This is a genomic window from Kitasatospora sp. NPDC086009 (genome assembly GCF_044540385.1).
Lineage (GTDB): Bacteria > Actinomycetota > Actinomycetes > Streptomycetales > Streptomycetaceae > Kitasatospora.
Map to the genome: position 1 here is coordinate 152,738 of NZ_JBITSA010000004.1, position 18,983 is coordinate 171,720.

Annotated in this window: 17 protein-coding genes; 7 read left to right on the forward strand and 10 right to left on the reverse strand. The window is 73.3% G+C overall.

Features of this window, described 5'->3' with window-relative positions; translation table 11 throughout:
* The first annotated feature begins 42 nt into the window (after nt 1–42).
* The 4 genes from ACIF6L_RS12630 (at nt 43) to ACIF6L_RS12645 (ending at nt 4,391) form a co-directional block, all read left to right on the forward strand.
* A complete protein-coding gene (locus ACIF6L_RS12630; RefSeq protein WP_329485443.1) occupies nt 43–303 on the forward strand; it encodes a co-chaperone GroES in 261 nt (86 codons plus the stop codon).
* 24 nt (nt 304–327) lie between these two features.
* The gene (gndA, locus tag ACIF6L_RS12635; RefSeq protein WP_359808537.1) at nt 328–1,773 is read left to right on the forward strand and encodes an NADP-dependent phosphogluconate dehydrogenase; all 1,446 of its coding nucleotides are present in this window, start codon (nt 328–330) and stop codon (nt 1,771–1,773) included.
* A gap of 369 nt (nt 1,774–2,142) precedes the next feature.
* The gene (locus ACIF6L_RS12640; protein WP_396489287.1) at nt 2,143–3,327 is read left to right on the forward strand and encodes a zinc-dependent alcohol dehydrogenase; all 1,185 of its coding nucleotides are present in this window, start codon (nt 2,143–2,145) and stop codon (nt 3,325–3,327) included.
* Nucleotides 3,328–3,407: 80 nt separating this feature from the next.
* Complete coding sequence (locus ACIF6L_RS12645; protein ID WP_396489285.1) at nt 3,408–4,391, forward strand: SDR family NAD(P)-dependent oxidoreductase; 984 nt, start codon at nt 3,408–3,410, stop codon at nt 4,389–4,391.
* A gap of 117 nt (nt 4,392–4,508) precedes the next feature.
* Here the strand turns inward: ACIF6L_RS12645 and ACIF6L_RS12650 are convergent, their stop codons facing one another.
* The 8 genes from ACIF6L_RS12650 to ACIF6L_RS12685 all read right to left on the reverse strand — a co-directional run bounded on the left by ACIF6L_RS12650 (nt 4,509) and on the right by ACIF6L_RS12685 (nt 9,468).
* Entirely contained in the window at nt 4,509–5,678 is a 1,170-nt protein-coding gene (locus ACIF6L_RS12650; protein ID WP_396489283.1) for a hypothetical protein, read from the reverse strand.
* 169 nt (nt 5,679–5,847) lie between these two features.
* Complete coding sequence (locus ACIF6L_RS12655) at nt 5,848–6,336, reverse strand: GNAT family N-acetyltransferase (RefSeq protein WP_396489281.1); 489 nt, start codon at nt 6,334–6,336, stop codon at nt 5,848–5,850.
* 116 nt (nt 6,337–6,452) lie between these two features.
* Nucleotides 6,453–6,686: a hypothetical protein gene (locus tag ACIF6L_RS12660; RefSeq protein WP_396489279.1), complete on the reverse strand. Its 234-nt coding sequence runs from the start codon at nt 6,684–6,686 to the stop codon at nt 6,453–6,455.
* The gene (locus ACIF6L_RS12665) at nt 6,662–6,808 is read right to left on the reverse strand and encodes a hypothetical protein (RefSeq protein WP_396489277.1); all 147 of its coding nucleotides are present in this window, start codon (nt 6,806–6,808) and stop codon (nt 6,662–6,664) included. The genes ACIF6L_RS12660 and ACIF6L_RS12665 overlap by 25 nt, the downstream gene beginning before the upstream one ends.
* Before the next feature lie 256 nt (nt 6,809–7,064).
* The gene (locus ACIF6L_RS12670) at nt 7,065–7,925 is read right to left on the reverse strand and encodes a hypothetical protein (protein WP_396489275.1); all 861 of its coding nucleotides are present in this window, start codon (nt 7,923–7,925) and stop codon (nt 7,065–7,067) included.
* 25 nt (nt 7,926–7,950) lie between these two features.
* A complete protein-coding gene (locus tag ACIF6L_RS12675) occupies nt 7,951–8,514 on the reverse strand; it encodes a papain-like cysteine protease family protein (RefSeq protein ID WP_396489274.1) in 564 nt (187 codons plus the stop codon).
* 217 nt (nt 8,515–8,731) lie between these two features.
* Nucleotides 8,732–8,977: a hypothetical protein gene (locus ACIF6L_RS12680; RefSeq protein ID WP_396489272.1), complete on the reverse strand. Its 246-nt coding sequence runs from the start codon at nt 8,975–8,977 to the stop codon at nt 8,732–8,734.
* Nucleotides 8,978–8,982: 5 nt separating this feature from the next.
* Nucleotides 8,983–9,468, reverse strand: coding sequence for an NUDIX domain-containing protein (locus ACIF6L_RS12685; RefSeq protein WP_396489270.1), 486 nt, complete (start codon nt 9,466–9,468; stop codon nt 8,983–8,985).
* A 784-nt stretch (nt 9,469–10,252) separates the two neighbouring features.
* On the opposite strand from ACIF6L_RS12685, the gene ACIF6L_RS12690 reads away from it, so the two are divergent.
* Together ACIF6L_RS12690 and ACIF6L_RS12695 are read left to right on the forward strand one after the other, a co-directional pair.
* Entirely contained in the window at nt 10,253–12,964 is a 2,712-nt protein-coding gene (locus tag ACIF6L_RS12690; RefSeq protein ID WP_396489268.1) for an SdrD B-like domain-containing protein, read from the forward strand.
* 125 nt (nt 12,965–13,089) lie between these two features.
* Entirely contained in the window at nt 13,090–14,022 is a 933-nt protein-coding gene (locus tag ACIF6L_RS12695) for a hypothetical protein (RefSeq protein ID WP_396489267.1), read from the forward strand.
* A gap of 78 nt (nt 14,023–14,100) precedes the next feature.
* Here ACIF6L_RS12695 and ACIF6L_RS12700 read toward each other — a convergent pair whose 3' ends face one another.
* Nucleotides 14,101–15,447 (reverse strand): right-handed parallel beta-helix repeat-containing protein, encoded by a 1,347-nt coding sequence (locus ACIF6L_RS12700; protein WP_396489265.1) that lies wholly within the window; start codon nt 15,445–15,447, stop codon nt 14,101–14,103.
* Between the two features lie 112 nt (nt 15,448–15,559).
* Here ACIF6L_RS12700 and ACIF6L_RS12705 point away from each other — a divergent pair, with 112 nt between their 5' ends.
* On the forward strand, nt 15,560–16,717 hold the full coding sequence (locus ACIF6L_RS12705) for a Dyp-type peroxidase (protein WP_396492517.1): 1,158 nt from the start codon (nt 15,560–15,562) through the stop codon (nt 16,715–16,717).
* Nucleotides 16,718–16,877: 160 nt separating this feature from the next.
* Here the strand turns inward: ACIF6L_RS12705 and ACIF6L_RS12710 are convergent, their stop codons facing one another.
* Nucleotides 16,878–18,803 carry a family 20 glycosylhydrolase gene (locus ACIF6L_RS12710; RefSeq protein WP_396489262.1) on the reverse strand — a complete coding sequence of 642 codons (1,926 nt, stop codon included), beginning with the start codon at nt 18,801–18,803 and terminating at the stop codon, nt 16,878–16,880.
* Nucleotides 18,804–18,983 lie beyond the last annotated feature (180 nt).

Consider the following 18,983-nt stretch of genomic DNA (forward strand, 5'->3'; position numbering starts at 1 on the left):
CCACCGCCCGCACCCGTACCGCCCAGTACAGAGGAGCACCCCATGCCCGACTTCCACCCGGAGCACGATCGCCTGGTCGTCAGGCCGATCGGGGAACCCGCCGCCGACGCCGACACCCGTACGGGCGAGGTGGTGGCGGTGGGACCCGGCCGGCCGCTGGAGAGCGGCAAGCCGCACCCGGTGGACGTCAAGGTCGGCGACCGGATCGTCTTCGCCACGTTCTCGGGCTCGGAGATCGAGGTCGCGGGGGAGCGGTACCTGGAGGTCCCCGAGGACGAGGTCCTCTCGCTGTCCGCCGAGTAGGAGCCCGCCGAGGAGGAGAACGTCATGACCGAGCAGTCGAAGGCCCGGATCGGCGTCACCGGACTGGCCGTGATGGGCCGCAACCTGGCCAGGAACTTCGCCCGCCACGGCTACCGCGTCGCCGTGCACAACCGCACCCGGGCCAGGACCACCGCCCTGCTGGAGGAGTTCGGGCACGAGGGCGAGTTCGTCCCGGCCGACTCGCCGGAGGCGTTCGTCGCGGCGATCGAACGCCCGCGCATGATCGTCGTCATGGTCAAGGCCGGGGAGCCGACCGACGCGGTCATCGACGAACTCGTCCCGCTGCTCGACGAGGGCGACGTGCTGGTGGACGGCGGGAACGCCCACTTCCTCGACACCCGACGGCGGGAGGCCGCCCTGCGCGGACGCGGGCTGCACTTCGTCGGAAGCGGCATCTCGGGCGGCGAGCAGGGCGCGCTGGAGGGCCCCAGCATCATGCCGGGCGGCACGGCGGAGGCGTACCGGCTGCTGGGACCGCTGCTGGAGGACATCGCGGCCCGGGTCGACGGCAAGCCCTGCTGCACGCACGTCGGACCGGACGGTGCCGGCCACTTCGTCAAGATGGTCCACAACGGCATCGAGTACGCGGACATGCAGCTGATCGCCGAGGCCTACGACCTGCTGCGCCACGCCGCGGGCCTGCAGCCGCCGCAGATCGCCGAGGTGTTCCGCACCTGGAACGGCGGGCGGCTGGAGTCCTACCTGATCGAGATCACCGCGGACATCCTCGCCCACACCGACGCGGACACCGGCCGGCCCTTCGTCGACGTCGTGCTGGACCGGGCCGAGCAGAAGGGCACCGGGCGCTGGACGGTCCAGACCGCGCTGGAGCTCGGGGTGCCCGTCGGAGGCATCGCCGAGGCGGTCTTCGCCCGGTCGCTGTCCGGCGGCGTGTCCCTTCGCGAGGCGGGCCGCGGCCTGCCCGGACCGACCGAGACCTGGCTGGACAGCGCCGCCGCGGACCGCTTCGCCGACGACGTCGAGCAGGCCCTGTACGCCTCCAAGATGGTCGCGTACGCCCAGGGCTTCCAGCAGATCCAGGCCGGCAGCGCCGAGTACTCCTGGCGGATCGACCCCGGCGAGATGGCCGCCATCTGGCGCGGCGGATGCATCATCAGGGCCAGGTTCCTCGACCGGATCAAGGCCGCCTACGACGGGAACCGGGAGCTGCCCACCCTGCTGACCGACGCCCACTTCACGGAGGCGCTCGGGTCCGCCCAGTCGGCCTGGCGGCGGGTGGTCTCGACGGCGGCCCAGCTGGGCGTGCCGGCGCCGGGCTTCGCGACCGCGCTCGCGTACTACGACAGCCTGCGGGCCGAGCGGCTGCCGGCCGCCCTGGTCCAGGGGCAGCGGGACTTCTTCGGCGCGCACACCTACCGGCGGGTCGACCGCGACGGGGTCTTCCACACCCGCTGGGAGGAGCCGCAGCGCCCGGAGGAGCGGCGCTGAGCGGCCCGCCCGAAGCGTGGCTCGGCCCTCCCGGGTCCACCCGGGAGGGCCGAGCCACGCGGGCGCCACGGGTCAGCCGGTGGTGACGACCATCCCGAAGCGGGCGGCGCCGGCCGGCATCCCGTGCGGAAGGCACATCCGCACCCAGCAGAGCAGTTTCGGCCCGATCGCGCACGGCGGGGGAGGGCGACGGCGGCGACCCGCACCCCTGCGCGGGGGCGTTTCACGTTCCCGCGCCCGGGCAGGCGCGGGCCGTGCGGGACGGCGGGAAACAGTCGCCTCCCGGTGGGCGCGCACCGGCAATCGCGCGTCCGCGCGGCTCGCCTGCGAGCCGCGGCGCCGAGGGGGGATCCAGCGAGAGGAGTGGCCGTGAAGGCTCTGACCTGGCAAGGAAGGCGGAACGTACGGGTCGAATCGGTGCCCGATCCCGTGATCGAGGACCCGACCGACGTCATCGTGAAGATCACCACCACCGGACTGTGCGGATCGGACCTCCACCTCTACGAGGTCCTCGGCCCGTTCCTGGATCCGGGCGACATCCTCGGCCACGAACCGATGGGCGTGGTCCAGGAGGTCGGCCCCGAGGTCACCGCCGTCCGGCCAGGCGACCGGGTCGTGGTGCCCTTCAACGTCTCCTGCGGCACCTGCTTCACCTGCGCGCAGGGTCTGCACTCGCAGTGCGAGACGACCCAGGTCCGCGAGTACGGCACCGGGGCGTCACTGTTCGGGTACACGAAGCTCTACGGCCAGGTGCCCGGTGGGCAGGCCGAGCTACTGCGCGTGCCGTTCGGCAACACGCTGCCCATCAAGGTGCCGCAGGGCCCGCCCGACGACCGGTACGTCCTGCTCTCCGACGTCCTCCCGACCGCCTGGCAGGCCGTGGAGTACGCCGACGTGCCCGACGGCGGCAGCCTGGTCGTCCTGGGCCTCGGGCCGATCGGCGACATGTGCACCCGGATCGCCGCCCACCGCGGCGCCGGCCAGGTGATCGGGGTGGACCTCGTACCGGAACGCCTGGAGCGGGTCCGCGCCCGCGGGGCCACCGTCCTCGACCTCGACCGGCACGGCAAGGGCCTGGCCGACACGATCCGTGAGATGACCGAGGGCCGCGGCCCGCACGCCGTCATCGACGCCGTCGGCATGGAGGCGCACGGCTCGCCGGCCGCGACCCTCGCCCAGCAGTCCACGGCCCTGCTGCCGAGCGCCCTGGCCGCCCGGCTCATGCAGCACGTCGGAGTGGACCGCCTCCACGCCCTCCACCTCGCCATCGACATCGTCCGCCGCGGCGGCACCATCTCCCTGTCCGGGGTCTACGGCGGCATGACCGATCCGCTCCCGATGCTCACCCTGTTCGACAAGCAGATCCAGCTGCGCATGGGCCAGGCCAACGTCCACCGCTGGTCCGACGACATCCTCCCGCTGCTCTCCGACGACGACCCGCTGGGCGTGGAGGCCTTCGCCACCCACCATCTCCCGCTCGCCGAGGCGCCCGACGCCTACCGCCTGTTCCAGAAGAAGCAGGACGGCGCCGTCAAGATCCTCTTCAATCCCTGATCCCTGTCCCCGACTGATCCCGCCCCCGACTGATCCCCGTCCCCGACGCCGCACCGGCGTGACCGCTCCCGGGAGCCCCCATGTCCCGAACGCTGCACCGCTTCGCCGACCGGACCGCCCTGGTCACGGGCTCGTCGCGAGGGCTCGGCCTGCTCATCGCCCAGGAACTCGCCCGGCGCGGCTGCCGGGTGATGCTCTGCGCCCGCGACCCGCGCGAGCTCGGATTCGCCGAGAGCCGTCTGCGTGCCGAGGGCGCCGAGGTGGCGTCCGTGGTCTGCGACATCACCGACGAGTCCGCCCCGCGCGCGTTGCTGGACGCGGTGCACGACCGCTTCGGGCCCCTGGACGTGCTGGTCAACAACGCCGGCATCATTCAGGTCGGCCCCTTGGACGCGCTGCGGGAGGAGGACTTCCGCGAGGCGATGGAGACGATGCTCTTCGCCCCCTTGCGGCTGACCCTCGCGGCCCTGCCCGACCTACGGGCCAGTACGGCCGGCACGCTGGTGAACATCTCCTCCGTCGGCGGACGCATCGCCGCACCCCACCTGCTCCCGTACGCCACCGCGAAGTTCGCCGCGGCCGGCCTGTCGCAGGGACTGCGGGCCGAACTCGCCGGAGCGGGAGCCGGAGCGGGCGAGGGGGCCGGGGTCAGTGTCACCACCGTGCTGCCCGGCCTGATGCGGACCGGCTCGCACACCGCGGCCCGCTTCCACGGCAGGCCCGGCGCCGAGTACAGCTGGTTCGCCGCGGCGGCGTCGCTCCCCCTGCTGTCCATGGACGCGGAGCGCGCCGCCCGCGCCATCGTCCGCGCCGCCGAGCGCCGCAGGCCCGAACTCGTCCTCACCCCGGCGGCCAAGGTGGGCGTCCGGCTCCAGGGCCTCGCTCCCGCCACCACGACCCGCCTGCTCGGCCTCGCCGCACGGATCCTGCCGGGGCCGGGGCAGGACCCGCGCCGCAACGTCCGCGGGTCCCGGGCCGCGGCCGACTCGCCGCTCCCCGCAGCCGTCACCGTGCTCGGCGACCGCGCGGGGCGCCGCTACGGCGAACCCGGACCCGGCCGCTGACGAGCTCCGGGCGGACCCCCGATCCCGGCGGCGTGTGGGGTCCGGCACGCGCCGGCACGCGCCGGGTCGCGCCGGCGGAGCGGCGGCCGCCGGTGGCGGTTCGACAGCGCTGCGGCGTCAGACCAGCCGGTCGCGATCGCGGGCCGCGACGGCGCGCACCCGGGCGGCGAACTGACCACGGCTGCGCTGCTGGTGCAACTCCTCAGCGGTCTCCTCGTCGTCCTCGTGGGCGGGGGTCTCCGGGGTCGCGTCCTCGTCGTGGTCGGCGTCGGTGTACTGGTCGTGGAGGAGCCAGCAGCCGTGGATGCCGGCGAGGAGGTCTTCGAGGAGGTCGCGGGCGGGGCGCCGCGGGTCGAGGGGGGTCAGGCGCAGGCCGGTGTCCTCCGGAGCGAGGCCCTCGTCGCCGTCGTCCTCCGCGTACTCGGCGAGGGCCTCCTCGAAGTCGTTGAGCTGGTCCCGCAGGGCGGTGGGGTCGGGCAGCAGACCGTCGGCCACCTGCAGGGCGTGCCGGACGAGCCCGGCGACGGCGTCGTGCGGGGACGCTCCGGCGTCGATGAGTTCGAGGACGAGGGTGGGGGTCTCGTGGGCGAGCGCCTCGATGGCGTCGGCTTCGAGCACGACGGTGGCGCGGTCGTGGCCGGAGGCCTCGGCGGCGATCTCGGCCGCGGCGGTGAGCCAGTGGGCCGCGGCGACGGCCGCGGCGGTGGGGTCGATGCCGGAGAAGAGCTCAGCGGGGCCGAACGGGTCCTGACGGAAGAGGTGGTCGGCGGCGGCGACCTGGGCGGGCGAGGCGTCCTCGCGACTGAGCAGGACGGCCTGCTGGGCGCGGCCGGAGAGGTCGCCGAGTTCGGCGCTCTCCACGGCGGCGAGCTCCTGGGCGGCCTCGGCCAGGACGGTGGCGGTGAGTTCCGGGTCGCCCAGGGCCACCAGGGCACGGCCGATCCGGTTCGCGGACTCCACCAGGGGGCTGTAGGAGACGGTCAGCATCCCGCCCTGGGGCAGGTTGGGGCGGGCGACGGCGGCGGCGACCTCGCCGAAGGCCTCGCGCTCCCGCTCGCGCCGCCATCCCTCGCTGCCGGACTCCAGGGAGTCGGCGGCGCTGGCCGGGTGGGTGTAGGTGCGCCAGGCCGCCTCGGACAGCTGGGTGAGCGTGCCGGCCAGGCGCAGCAGCGCGGCGGTGTCGGCCTCGGAGGGAAGGACGGCGACGCGGGCGGAGAGGTCGCCGCCGCCGGTTCCCCAGGCGGCGATCAGCTCGTGCCGGGCGGGGTCGACACTGTAGCGGGTCATGGCGGCGCTCCTTCGGATCGTGTCGGCGCACCGACTGGCCTGAGGTGATTCTGGCGTGCGCCGCGGCCGGGGGTGAGCTTTTCCGCCCGGTGACGCACCGCACGGGGACGGGGTACTTCGGCGGAGCCTGCGGCACCCAGCCGACTTCGTCGGTGCAGCCCGTCCTCGGCTACGTGAGGTCCTTGCGCATCAACGTGCACACGGTCTCGTACCGTTCGACCGAGCCCTCCGCGGTCTCCACCTCCCAGGAGTCCGGTTCGCGGCCGTAGGCCCGGTAGCCGAGCCGCTCGTAGAGGGCGCGGGCCCTGGGGTTGCCCTCCTCCACGCCCAGTTCGGCCACCGTCAGGCCCCGGGCGGTGATCCGGGCCTCCGCGGAGACGATCAGCAGGGTGCCGATGCCGCACGACCGGAGCGCCGGATGGACGCCGAGCTGCCAGAGCGTGCCGGCACCGCTCCTGACCGTGTAGTCGACGCCGCCGATCGCCACCGGCAGGCCGGCGGGCCCGTGCACGGCCAGGTAGTCGACCTCACCGCGCTCGGCCCGCCGCACCTGGTCGGCGAGCCGGCGCACGTGCAGGGCGGAGCCCGCCCAGCCGCACGAGGGCAGGTCCTCGTGGGTGAGGTCGCGCACGGACAGCGAGACCCTGATGTCGGTCACCTGGACCACCTCCAGCCTGAGAGGTTCCACCCCACGTCGGCGAGGCGCAACACCCTTCGGGGCATCCGCCCAGGGGCGGGGCGTTCGACGCTCGTGCCGCGTGGCGCCCGGCTGGGTCAGGGGGTGGCGGGAGGCGGCGGCGCTCCCGTGGCGAGCTGCGCGCGGACCCGGGCGGCGAGGGCGGACAGGTCGGCCGGGAACCGGGCTTCGAGGTCGATGCCGGTCTCCTCGGCGATCACCAGGAGGGAGAACAGGCAGTCCGACAGCTCGCGGGCGAGCAGCTCGCGGCCGCCCGCCACGTCGGTGCGGTGGCCGTCGTGGGCCATCACCGGCTTCGCGAGGTCGCCCACGTCGCCCACGAAACCGCGTAGTCGGTGAGGTCCCACCGGCGGCCGAGCCGCTGCTCGTTCAGCCGGTCGTAGGACTCGCGGACTTCGAGCACCGCGTCGTGCAGCCGCTCCCGGTCGGACATGGTCGGCTCCCGTACGGACGGCCCCGGGCGTGCGTCGTCATCACGTCGACGCACGCCCGGCGATTCACCTGAGTCGCTGTCAGTCCCCGTTCTATGACGCCTCGTCAGTCCTGACAGGTCGATTCCCGGTCGAACCTCTCCCGAGGGATTCACCCTGCGGTACGTCGTGCCCTTCGATGGCGTCGTGGGACAGCACCGGTGGGCGGCTTCGCCCCGACCCCGGTCGGCGGCGGGGTCGGGGCGATGGTGGCCGCGTTCAGGCGACGTTGTCGCGCCGACGGCGGCGGAGGAGGGCGAAGGCGCCACCCGCGAGCGCCAGGGCCACGCCCGAACCGCCGACGAGCACGGGTGTCGAGGAAGGGGCGGCTGCCGACTTCTTCGCGACGCCGTAGCCGCTGGACATGCCCGTGGTGTCGTATACCGAGCCGGGCAGCTTGTCGGCGTAACGGGCCTTGACCAGCTTCTGGTAGGCGCTCAGCGAGACCGCCGACTGGCCGTCCAGCCCCTGCCGCGCCTGGTCGTTGAGCGGTTCGACCGTGGTGAGCTTCAGCTGGTACCAGCCGCGGATCTGCGGCTCGGAGAACACCAGCGTCCCCACCGTGGCCCTGCCCGCGAACGTGGCGTCGCTGTCGCCCTCGCGCACGGCCGCCAGATGCCACCCGCCGCCCTGCGTGGGGGCGAGCATGACGGTGGCGTTCCGCCCGTTGACCGGGGCGTTCAGCGCGGAGACCAGATAGCTCAGCTTGACCGCCTCGGTGGCGATCGGCAGGGACGTCCCCGCGGCGAAGCCGGGAGTGATCTCGTTCAGCGCCAACGGGTCCTTGACGGTGAACGCCGGCAGGCCCTCGCACGGGTCGGCCTTGTCGGGGATCGCCTGCGGTGCGCCGACCGCGTCCCCCTGGGGCACCGGCACGCTGAGGAACCGGCAGACGGTGGCGCGGACGTCGGCCGACTTCACCAGGTCGAGGGCGGCCTGGTAGTCCGGGATGTCCGCCGGGAGCGGGTCCATGGGCGCGGTCGCGTGGGCGGGGCCGGCGGCTGTCAGCAGCGCGGCCGCGCTCAGTACCAGGACGGTGGTCAGGCGGGAGCGGCGGGAGGCCGCCCGCTTGCTGGACATTCTTGCTCGGTGCATGCCGCCTGCCTTAACGGGAGATGCCGATCCGGGAGTGGGTCCACTTGAACGAGCTGTTGCTGACGTAGTCGTTGTAGTTCCACCACGTGTAGGTGGCGGTGTCCGGCCACGGGTCGGCGACGGCGATGGTGTTGTTCGACGTGTCGAAGCCGTAGACGACGTTCATGTGGCCACCGCCGGACGTCCACCCGATGCGGGCGGCGACCGGGCGGGCCGCCTTGACGTCGGTGTAGACCTGGTTGAACGTGGCCGCGCTGTTCAGGCCGGAGCCGGGGTGGGCCATGCCGAGGCTGTTCCAGCCCCTGGCCATGTCGTCGAGTGTGGCGGGCTGGTTGTTGCAGCCGTAGGAGGGTTGGGCCCGGGTGCAGAAGTCCGTCTGTGTGCTGCCGTAGCCCTGGAACTTGGCGATCGTCAGCCCGGAGGCGACCCAGCACCACTGGGTCTTCTCCTGTTTGTACATGCCGATGTTGTCCTGCCCCGCCTCGGCGTGGGCCGGGCTCCCTACGGCGGCGAGCAACCCCGAAACCGTCAGTGCGACGGCCATCGTCGTGGCCGCGAACGTGGATCTGCCCATCTTCCTGCCTTCCCGCGAAGGTGCGATGCGTGCCGGGGATCTGGCGCAGCTATGACAGCACGAATTCGCGCTGTTACCCATGGTGTGTATAGAAACTGCACCTACAAGGATGAATCGTCATATATGCAGGGCAGACGACGCCGAGGACCTCACACCGGGGCAGGTGATCCCCGCGGTGCGGTTCCACGGCGGGGCGGGGCCGGGGCGGGCGCGGGCGTCATCGCGGTTCACCCGGCCAGGGGGAGAGCGGGGGCGGCGGGGGTGGCGGGGGATCGAGGCGGACGAGGTGGTGGTCGACTCCGCCGTCCGGCCGGTGCACCGTCCGGTAGGCGTACGGGGCGGCGCTGCCGGGGAGGACGGCGACGCCCTCCTCCACGACGTTCTGCTGCCGCGCGATCGCGCGCAGCCGCAGGTCGGCGTCGTCCGGCAGGTGCGGGTCGGGCGGTCGGCGGTGTCGTCCCACCGGTCTCACGCGCCGACGAGCGCACGCGGGTCGGACCCTTCGCCGCCCCAGCCGTGGGTGGAGAAGCCGCGGCCCCCGCCCCGGTAGAGCGTGAGGGCGGCGTGGGCGGTGGCGAACATCGGCAGCGGTGGCGCGTCGACCGGGGACCAGTGGGCGCCGAGGTGCTTGTCCGGCTCGGCGTTCGTCAGTTCACCGCTCCAGGCGGTGGCGAGGAACACCGACAGCAGGAACGGGCCCTCGCCGTCCCAGCCCTGGCGGACCTGGATCGTGTGCACGAGCCGTAGGCCCCCGGGATCGGTGATCAGCCCGGTCTCCTCCCGCAACTCGCGGGCGGCGGCCTCGTCCAGCCGCTCGCCCTCCTCGACCTTGCCGCCGGGGATCGTCCACGCCGGCGTCGCGCGCCAGCCGTGCGCGGCGTAGCGGAGCGTCGCGACCAGATCTCGGTCCTGGTCGTGGACGATGACGGACACGGCCTGGCGAAGGATCTCCACGGTGCTACCTCCGGGACTGCTCGGGCTGACGGGGACTCGCGGTGGTCGGCGGGGTGCGGCGGGGCACCCGTGCTCAGGCCGGCCGGCGCGCCGTCTGGCCGGCGGTGAGCGTCAAGTGTGCTGTGGGCTGGTTGAGTTGGCGTGGTCACCTCGGGTCGGGTGGCGTCTGATGATGGTGCTGTTCGAGGGCGGCGTTCAAGCGGATTTCCGTCGGGCGTGCCCGGGGCGAACGGGGACTTTTCGAGCACCCCCCGCGCTTCCGAGGACACCCCGAGGTGGTCGCGAGGGAGTGCGGCGAGGGTGGCGGAGCCCAGTGCACAGGCGGCGAGCGCGCGTTCGAGCACTGGCGGACCGTGCGGCTTCGCGCCGGTGGCGGGTGCTCGTCGGGTGGGGAGGGTGCGCGGCGGACAGCCGTCGGCGGATTCACCCGTTCGGCTGGCGAGCTGCCCGGGAAGGTTTGGGGCGTCGGTATGTCGGGGTCGGGGGTCGGTCCGCAGACGTACCGCCCGCGGACCTCCTGGTCGCCGCCGAGATCGGGGAGAGTCACCTGATGGAGCGTCAAAATGACGATTGTGCCCGCACCTTCCTTACGACGCCTTTAAGCTTCCGCTGAATGGCGGGTGCTCCGTCACTCCACACGGCTCCTCAGGCGGCCGGGCGCAGGCCCTCGACGATGAGAGTGGGAATGACATCTACAAGTGATCGGTTGAACGGCTCCGCGCGCGGGCCGGGTTGGGGGCGGTCGGGTTCGCCCGGCCGCCGGGCCGTGGCGAGAACCGCGGCAGTGGCACTGGGGATCGCGGGCTGCTCGCTGGCCGTGGCGCCGGCGGCGTTCCCGCAGTCCGGCGACGGGTCGGTGACGGTCCGGGTGGTGCGGGCGGTGGACACGAGCGGGGTCTGGACGCCGGCGCTGGAACCCGGCCTCGCGGGTGTCACGGTGACGCTCACCGATGACGCCGGCACCGCGGTCCAGGGGGCGACGGCGGCGGACGGCACGGTCACCCTCGCCCCGGCGGCGAAGCTGTCCGGCGGCAAGTACCGCGTCCAGGTGGTGAATCCGAAGCCGGGCGTGCTGTTCCCGGCCTTCGCCTCCCGGGAGGGACTGGACGGCGCTCCGAACAGGCTGAGCAGCAACGAGGAGTTCGTCGACCTCTCCGGCGGCAAGAACGTCGCGTTCACCACGGGGCTGTGGAACCCCGGTGACTACTGCCAGAAGAACGCACCGCTGATGACGACCTGTCAGCCCACCTCGCGCGAGGGCGGCGCCCAGCGCACGCTGGTGTCCTTCCCCTACAGCGCGCGCGGCCAGGACGGCGTGGACGTGAACGTCACGGACATCGCCACCGACGCCGAGACCGGCACGCTCTACGGCATCGGGTGGAACCGCTCCGACCGGCGGGTGTTCTCCTCAGCGCTGGCCAAGCGCACCACCGACTACGGTCCGGGCGGCGCCGGGGCGATCTACGTCACCGACCTCGCCCAGAAGAGGACTACCCTGTTCACCACCGTCCCGGAGGCCGGTGCGACGGTTCACGGCGGTGGCACCGACGACGCCTTCCTCGGTGTGCCGGGCAAGGAGAGCCTGGGCGGCCTCAAGATCACCGATGACGGCCGGGACCTGTTCGTCGTGAACCTCAACGACCGCAGGCTCTACCGCTACGACGCCACCGCGCCCACCGCGGCGGCGCCGAAGGCCTCCTACGCGGTCCCGGATCCGGGCTGCCCGGCGGCGGGGGACTGGCGCCCCTTCGGCCTGGGCCTCCAGGACGGCAAGGGCTACCTCGGCGGGGTGTGCTCCGGCGAGTCCACCGGCAAGGTCGCCGACCTCCGCGCGGTCGTCCTGCCGTTCGACCTCGCCACCGGGGTGTTCGGCAAGCCGGTGCTGGACCAGCCGCTCGACTACCCGCGGCAGTCGACCGTCGGCGGTGGCCCGTGCGACGGCGCGGGCTGGTTCCCGTGGACGAGCACCTACCCGACGTCGCAGAACGGCAACCCGTGCGGCGCCTCCACCATCGCCAACCCCGAGCCCGAGCTGGGCGAGATCGCCTTCGAGAGCGACGGCTCGATGCTGCTGGCCTTCCGCGACCGCTTCGCCGACCGCGCCCCGGCCGCCCCCGCACCGGGCTCCGTCGCCGTCGTCATGTCCGGCGGCGACCTGAACAAGGCCTGCCCGGCGGGCGGCACGTTCGTGCTGGACACCAACAACGGCTGCGGGCTCTCTCCCCGGGGCACCCGGTTCTTCGACACCAGCTGGGGCGGCCACCGCAACACGGCGTTCGCCGGCATGGCGCTCTCCAAGGCCGAGAACACCATCGCGGTCTCCGCCTTCGACCCCAACCACACCGCCTTGGGGTACGGCACGTCGTTCCTCCAGCGCGACGGGAAGCAGGACCCGAAGTTCGGCCTGCGGCTCAACCCGCCGGGAACGGTGGCCCCGTTCGGCAAGGGCGCGTCGATGGGCGACCTGGAGGTCCTCTGCGACCAGGCGCCGCTGCAGATCGGCAACCGGGTCTGGTACGACCCGGAGCGCACCGGCGTCCAGCGCCCGGGCCAGCGTCCCGTCCCCGGCGCGACCGTCCACCTCTACGACGAGTCGGGGAAGCTCGTCGGCACGACGAGGACGACCGCCCGCGGCGAGTACTACTTCGACGACTCCGACGTGGACGGCGGCCTCAAGCCGCGCACCAAGTACACCATCAGGCTGGACAACCCGGCCGACTACGCCAAGGGCGGCCCCCTGTACCAGTGGGTGCCCACCGACGCGGACGTCGGCGACAACCACTTCATCGACTCCAAGGGCGTCGTCCCCGACGGCGGACGGTTCCCCGAGCGGGCGCTGACCACCGGCGGGCCGGGCGAGAACGACCACACCTTCGACTTCGGGTTCCGCCGGCAGGAGGGCGCGCTGCGCCTGGTCAAGCACGACCAGGACGGCAAGCCGCTGGCGGGGGCGAGGTTCCAGCTGTGGCACGAGACGAACGGCACCGACGGGCTGCAGCCCACCGGTGACAAGCCGGACGCGAAGCTGGGGAGCCCGTGCACCACCGGCGCCGACGGCCTGTGCCGGGGCGCCGGTGAGCCGGGGACGTACTACTGGCAGGAGCTCAGCCCGCCCGAGGGCTACGCGGCGCCGGACACCACGGTGTTCGGTCCGCTGGTGCTGACGTCCGAGAACCTCGCGGACGGCGTCTCGGTCACGGCGGTCAACCGGCTGCTGCCCACCCCGTCGCCCACCCCCACGCCCACCCCGTCGCCCACGACGCCGGCCGCGACGCCGACCCCGACGGAGACGGCCGGCGTACCGCCCGCGTCGAACCCGCCGGAGCCGCCCGTCGTGCCGGCCGCCGCACCGGGCCCGCCGCGGCCCGCGCCGGGCTCGCCCCTGGCGAGCACCGGCACGGGGCCGCTCGTACCGATGGCCCTCGTCGCCGTGGGGCTCACGGCGCTCGGCGGGGTGCTGGTAGGACTGCGCGGGCGTAGGGCCCGGCACCGGTAACACCCCGGCCCGGCCGTCGCAGCCCGACGGGCCGGCGGCCGGCAGGGGCGGATCGGGCGGGTTCGCGGACCATCGGGTTCGCGAACCCGCCCGAGTGTGTCACCGACGTGAGAGAAGGCATGGTCATGGCCCGGAGCAAGTCCGGCGACAAGACGGCCGGGCGGAAGCCCGGTGACAGCACGGCCGGGACGAAGCGCGGCGACAAGACGGCCGGGCGGAAGCCCGGCGGTTTCACGGCCCGGTGGAAGTCCGGCGGCGCCACGGCGCGGGAGCGGTCCGGCGGCGCCCGCGCGCCGCGGCGGGCCGGCTGGCTCCGGGTGCTGCTGGCGGTCACCGTGTGCGGGGCCGCCACGGGCGGCGTGGTCGTCTACCGGAACGTCTCCGACAGCACCACCAGCCGGCCGGTGACCGTCGACGAGGCATCGCGCATCGCGGTGTCGCGCCTCAACCTGTACCAGGCGAGCCCGGCGACGGTGACCCTCACCGCCGCCGAGGGCGGTGGCGTGGTGGTGCGGGTGGAGGGGGTCGTGGACTACCGCACGCACCGGGCGGCGGGCAGCTACCGGGTCACCGGGCCCACGGGTGAGCTGGACCACGGGCTGATCGTGTGGGACGGCGCCGGACTGGGGCTGGCGCCGCAGGCGGGTGGTGGCGGCGGCCCGGCCTGGCAGCAGGCCGAGCACATCCCCCGCCCGGGCTGGTCGCCGCGCGGCTACACGGCGGACCCCCTGGACTCCGGCCTCCAACTGCTGATCCAGCTGGGTGCGGACCGGCCCGACAACCCGTTGCTGCTCGCGCAGTCCGGTCCGCGATGGCTGGGCCGCGACCTGATCGACGGCCGGAGCTACGACCGGTTCTCCGGGCCGCGCTCCGGCGACGCCGCGCACGGGGCGGGGGCCGACGGTGAGTTGTCGCCGCTGACCTACTGGATCGACGGTGACGGCGGTCTGCGGCGGGTGACGATGCGGATGCCCGGCCTCGGCACCCCGACGACCGTCGAGATCACCGGGCGCGACGAGGCGGCGAAGCTGCCCGAGGCACCCTGGGCCGCCGGCTGACACGGCGCCGCCGGCCGGGCGCCGCCGGGTCCCCCCGGGGATCCCCGACCGGCGGGCAGCGCTGGCGGCCGGCCCGGCTCAGTTCGGCTGCGGCATGGCGGCGACGTCGGTCGGCAGCGGGTAGCGGTTCGGATCGACCGGTCCGGGCAGGTCCGTCGCCGGGCGGCCGGGCGCGGAGGGATCGGGCATCGAAGGCTGGGCGGGCGGCACGGGGACGGAGTTGAACGGTGTGCCGGGCGGTGGTTCGACGGCGGCCGGCCGACCGGCCGGGACGGCCTGGCGCGCGGCGGCGCCGCACCCGGCCACCTCCTCCAGGCCGTTCGGGCTCTGCGTCGCGGGCGAGTTGCCGGTGAAGCAGTTCGCGGGATCGGTCGAGGCCAGCACGAGGTCGACGCCGTTGGCCGTGGCGTGGTTGCCCTCGACGCGGTTGCCGGCGGCGGGGTGCCCGGGCGGGTCGGTGATGACGACCCCGGCCGCGCGGTTGTCCCGGACGAGGTTGCGCAGCACCTGGTTCGCGGTGCCGCCGCCGATGCCGATGCCGATCCCGAAGCCGCCGTCGGCCTGCTCGGGCGAGTCCGCGGCGTTGTTGCCGGCGATCACGTTGCCGGCGATCACCGCGCCGTGCTGCGGGGCGAGGGCCTCCAGGTCGTTGGAGTTGACCGTCACGCCGACGCGGTTGCCGACCACGCGGTTGCCGAGCACCGTGAGGTTGTCCGAGGCGTTGGTGATCTCGATGCCGACCGCGTTGCGTTCGACCGTGTTGCCGCGCACCAGCGTGTCGCAGGGCTTGCACTGGCCGACGTAGATGCCGGAGTCGGCGCCGCCGGAGGCGTAGGAGTCCTCGATGACGCCGCCGCGCGCGTCGAAGGCGTAGATGCCGTAGAGCCCGTTGTTGTACGCCGTCACCCGGGAGGCGCGGAAGCCCTGGACCGGCGGGAACCGGACGGTGTCCAGCGGGTCGTAGGCCGAGCCGCCGGCGCCGCGACGCTGCAGTTGGTCGTCGGTGACCCCGGTGAACAGGACGCCGTTGGCGAGGAAGCCGCGGACGGTGAGGTTCTCCACCACCGAGCCGGCGCCGGTGACGGTGATGCCGTTGACGAGCCGCACCCCGCCGTCGAGGACCACCGCGTTCCGGTCCGTGCCGCGCACGACCACCCGCGGCACGGTGACCCGCACGCTCTCGCGGTACACCCCCGGCTGGATCAGCACGGTGTCACCCTCACGCGCGATGTCCACCGCCTGCTGCACCGTGGCGAAGTCCTCCGGTACGCGAACGACGTTCCCGGCCGGATGCGGTTTCCCGGACGGCTGGGAATCCGTCGCCGAGCACCCCGTCGCCGCCACCGCGACCAGGGTGACCAGCACCGACAGGCGTCTCGGCAGCGTCGCCCGGAATGCGGCGGGCCGGGCGGACCGATCGGACAACAGGCGCTGAGGAGAGGGGATTTGCATGATACGTGTTCTATCGTCTCCAATATCGGCCATGCATACCGAACCGGGAAATCCGCAGGAACCGGCACGACCAGCCGCGGCCGGTTTGGGACGCAGGGCCGTGCTCGCGGCGGGCGCGGTGCTGGCCGCCGGGATCGGCGCGGCCGCCGAGGCGCTGGCGGGCGACGCCCTGACGCCGGACGACCGGTCGCACCCCGCCGGCCCGCCGCCCGGGTCGGCGGTCCCCTTCCACGGGCCCCGGCAGGCCGGGGTGACGGAGCCTCAACTGCCTGTCGCACAGCTGCTGTCGTTCGACCTCCCGGCGACCACCGCGGCTGCGGACCGGCAGACCCTCCGCGCCGTCCTCGACGCGCTGACCCGCACGCTCTCCGGCGCGGCCGCCGGTACGCTGCCCGACCCGCGCCTGGGGACGGGCGTGCCGACCCGGCTCGCCTCCCTGGTCGGCGTGGGTCCCGGACTCGCCTCCCGGCTCGGCCTGAACGTGCCCGCCGGACTGGCCGACCTGCCGCCGTTCCCCGGCGAGCGCCTCGACCCGGCGCGCAGCCACGGCGATCTGGTGGTCCAGCTGTGCGCCGCCGACCGCTGGACCCCGACGGTCGTCGCGGAACTGGCCACCGCCGCCGCGAAGGCCGCCGGCCTCGTCCCCCGCTGGACCCAGTCCGGCTTCCTGCCCCTCACGCCCCGGGGCGTGACACCGCGGAACCTGTTCGGCTTCAAGGACGGCACCGCCAATCCCGACGACGACGCCGCCCGGCAGTGGGTCTGGGGCCCGCCGGGGCCGCACGAGAACGGGACCGTCCTCGTGTACCGCCGGATCCGGATGGACGTCGACGGCTTCGCGGCGCTCCCCGGGGAGCGGCAGGACGCGGTGATGGGCCGCCGCGGGGGCGACGGCGTCCCGCTCACCGGCACCGCCGAGCACGACGACCCGGACATCTACGCCAAGAACCCGGACGGCTCCTACGTCATCCCCGCGTCCGCGCACGTCCGCCTCAGCAGCCCCCGTCTCGACGGCGGCGCCCGGATGCTCCGCCGCAGCTACAGCTACGACGACGGCCTCGACGACCGCGGCCTGCTGTTCTGCGCCTTCATGCGCGATCCCGCCCTGTTCACCCGGGTCCAGAACCGCCTGGCCGAACGCGACGCGCTGGGCCCGTTCGTCGAGCACCGGGCCTCGGCCGTGGCCTATGTGCTCCCCGGCGCCGCACCGGGCGGGACGCTCGGCGAACAGCTCTGGGCGTAGGGCCACCGGCGGTCGCGCCCGCCGGGCCGCATGAGAGCTACGACCCCCGAGCACGTCGCTGGGAGGACCGGCGACCGGTCCTCCCAGCTCGCTCCGCCCTGACCCGGCTCCGGGCCCGGAAGAGGCGCAGGGCCGGGACGAGACACCTGACCAACGCCGGCTAGACGCCGCGGACTTCGAACTCCCAGAGGGAGTATCCCCAGGTGGTCGCACGCTGGGTGGCGTACACCCGGATGTAGCGGCCGGTGCCGTCGAGTCCGGTGAGGGTGCTGGTTCCACCGGTGCCGGTGGTGGTGGAGTAGACGGTGCGCCAGGTGACGGCGTCGTCGGAGACCTGGATCTGGAAGGCCCGGGCGTAGGCGGCCTCCCAGGTCAGCTTCACCTCGTGGACGGTGCGGGTGGCGCCGAGGTCGACCTGCAGCCACTGGGGGTCGGTGTACTGGCTGGACCACCGGGTGCCGTAGCTGCCGTCGGTGGCGCCGGTGGCCGGCAGGCCCGCCGTCTCGGTGGAGGACGCGGTGGTCGGCCGGTTCAGTGCCAGGTCACCCGGGCCGGTGTCGGTGGGCTGCCCGGGAGCACCGCCGACGGCCGCGATCACCTGCTGGAACCCGGTGTAGGAGGCCGCCGGCTTCGGTGATCCCCAGGTCTGCTGGGCCAGGGCCCGCAGGGGGTTCCTGATGCCGGCCGCGATCTGGGTCGTGGTCTCCGCGTCGGGCCGGTCGCACCACACGTGCAGGAGCGACCCGCTGTTGCGCGAGCGGTCGTCGATCGTGCCCCCGTTCTGGAAGATCCCCGGGTTCCACTGCTCGTACATGTAGGTGGTGTTGGGCTTCGCGCCACCGAGGACGTAGTAGGTCGGCGTCCAGGAGCTGTTGACGATCCGGTGGCCGGTGTTCAGCAGTTGCTGAGGGGTCATCCCGAGGTCGTACCAGTAGTCGACGGTGATGTCGGCGTTCACGGGGATGGTGCCGTCGCCGCCGGTGATGCCGTCGTTCCACATGCGTGCCGTCCTGCCGCCGGCGCGCACGATGCCGTCGGCCCACCGCACGAACCCGTAGTAGACGTCCTTGGCCTTGGCGTTCGCGCCGTACTGCTGCCTGGCGTAGGCGAGCAGCTGGGGGTAGGACCCGTAGTCGACGCCGTACTCGTCGGCGCCCAGGTGCCAGGTGCCGTGCGGGAACAGCGGCATGAACTCGGTGATCAGGTCCTTCATCAGGACGTAGGAGGCGGGGTTGGAGAGGTCGATGTTGCTGCCGTCCGGGGTGCTTCCGTTGGCCGCCCGGAGCTTGAGCTCGGGGTGCGCGGCGAGGACGGCGTCCATGTGCCCGGGCATGTCCAGCTCGGGCAGGACGGTCACGTGGTACTTCGCGGCGAACGCGACGAGGTCGGTGATCTCCTGCTTGCTGTAGTGGTCGGCGGAGACGATCTCCGGGTGGGTGGAGCTCTCCAGACGGAAGCCGAACGTGTCGTTGAGGTGCAGGTGCAGGGTGTTGAGCTTGGTGTACGCCATGTCCCTGATCTGGTTCCGCAGCCAGGGGATGGGGAAGAACTTGCGGCCTGTGTCGACCATGAGGCCGCGCTCGGGGTAGGCCGCCCAGTCGCGGGCGGTGCCGGCCGGGATGGTGGGGGAGAGCTTCAGCAACTGCAGCACCGAGCGGGTGCCGTAGAACGCGCCGCCGTCGGTCGCGGCCTGGATCCGGACGGACGGGCCGACGGTGAGCGAGTAGCCCTCGCTGCCGAGACCGGTGTCGGCGGAGCCCAGCGTGAGGAAGATGTCGCCGGTCGCGACCGAGGCGGCCGATCCGGTGGTCCGGGCCACGGTGATGCCGGTCAGCGCGGCGATGTCCTCGGCGAACACGGCGGATTCGTCGGACAGTTGGGAGGCGTAGGCGCTGTCGATGACGATCCGCGAGCCGGTGCCGAGCGTGTACGAGGGGCCGGAGCCCGCACTCCACTGCTGGAGCGCGGGGATCGTCTGCGGGGCGGTGCCCGCCGCGACGGCCTGCGGCGGGGTGGTGGCCGTCACCCCCGCGACGACCAGAGCGAGTACGCCCAGTAGGCGTACCGGGAGTCGAAGACCCTTCATGGGTGATCCTCCTTGGTGGGGCAGGGCGTTGTGATGCCCGTGGTCTAGACCAATAGCACGCACCTTGCGTCGGAAGTACAGTGCAAACACCTGATCGATGTCAATGGACTACGAGCACGAGTTGGCAGTCATTGATCAACATTCGTCATTCGGCTGGTTCTGGTCCATGAGACGGCCCCG

What these genes read in the sequence shown, in the direction of transcription:
- ACIF6L_RS12710 (WP_396489262.1), bottom strand. Translation starts at nt 18,803, where the DNA reads ATGAAGGGTCTTCGACTCCCGGTACGCCTACTGGGCGTACTCGCTCTG.
- ACIF6L_RS12645 (WP_396489285.1), top strand. Translation starts at nt 3,408, where the DNA reads ATGTCCCGAACGCTGCACCGCTTCGCCGACCGGACCGCCCTGGTCACG.
- gndA (WP_359808537.1), top strand. Translation starts at nt 328, where the DNA reads ATGACCGAGCAGTCGAAGGCCCGGATCGGCGTCACCGGACTGGCCGTG.
- ACIF6L_RS12665 (WP_396489277.1), bottom strand. Translation starts at nt 6,808, where the DNA reads ATGTCCGACCGGGAGCGGCTGCACGACGCGGTGCTCGAAGTCCGCGAG.
- ACIF6L_RS12695 (WP_396489267.1), top strand. Translation starts at nt 13,090, where the DNA reads ATGGCCCGGAGCAAGTCCGGCGACAAGACGGCCGGGCGGAAGCCCGGT.
- ACIF6L_RS12670 (WP_396489275.1), bottom strand. Translation starts at nt 7,925, where the DNA reads ATGTCCAGCAAGCGGGCGGCCTCCCGCCGCTCCCGCCTGACCACCGTC.
- ACIF6L_RS12675 (WP_396489274.1), bottom strand. Translation starts at nt 8,514, where the DNA reads ATGGGCAGATCCACGTTCGCGGCCACGACGATGGCCGTCGCACTGACG.
- ACIF6L_RS12650 (WP_396489283.1), bottom strand. Translation starts at nt 5,678, where the DNA reads ATGACCCGCTACAGTGTCGACCCCGCCCGGCACGAGCTGATCGCCGCC.
- ACIF6L_RS12630 (WP_329485443.1), top strand. Translation starts at nt 43, where the DNA reads ATGCCCGACTTCCACCCGGAGCACGATCGCCTGGTCGTCAGGCCGATC.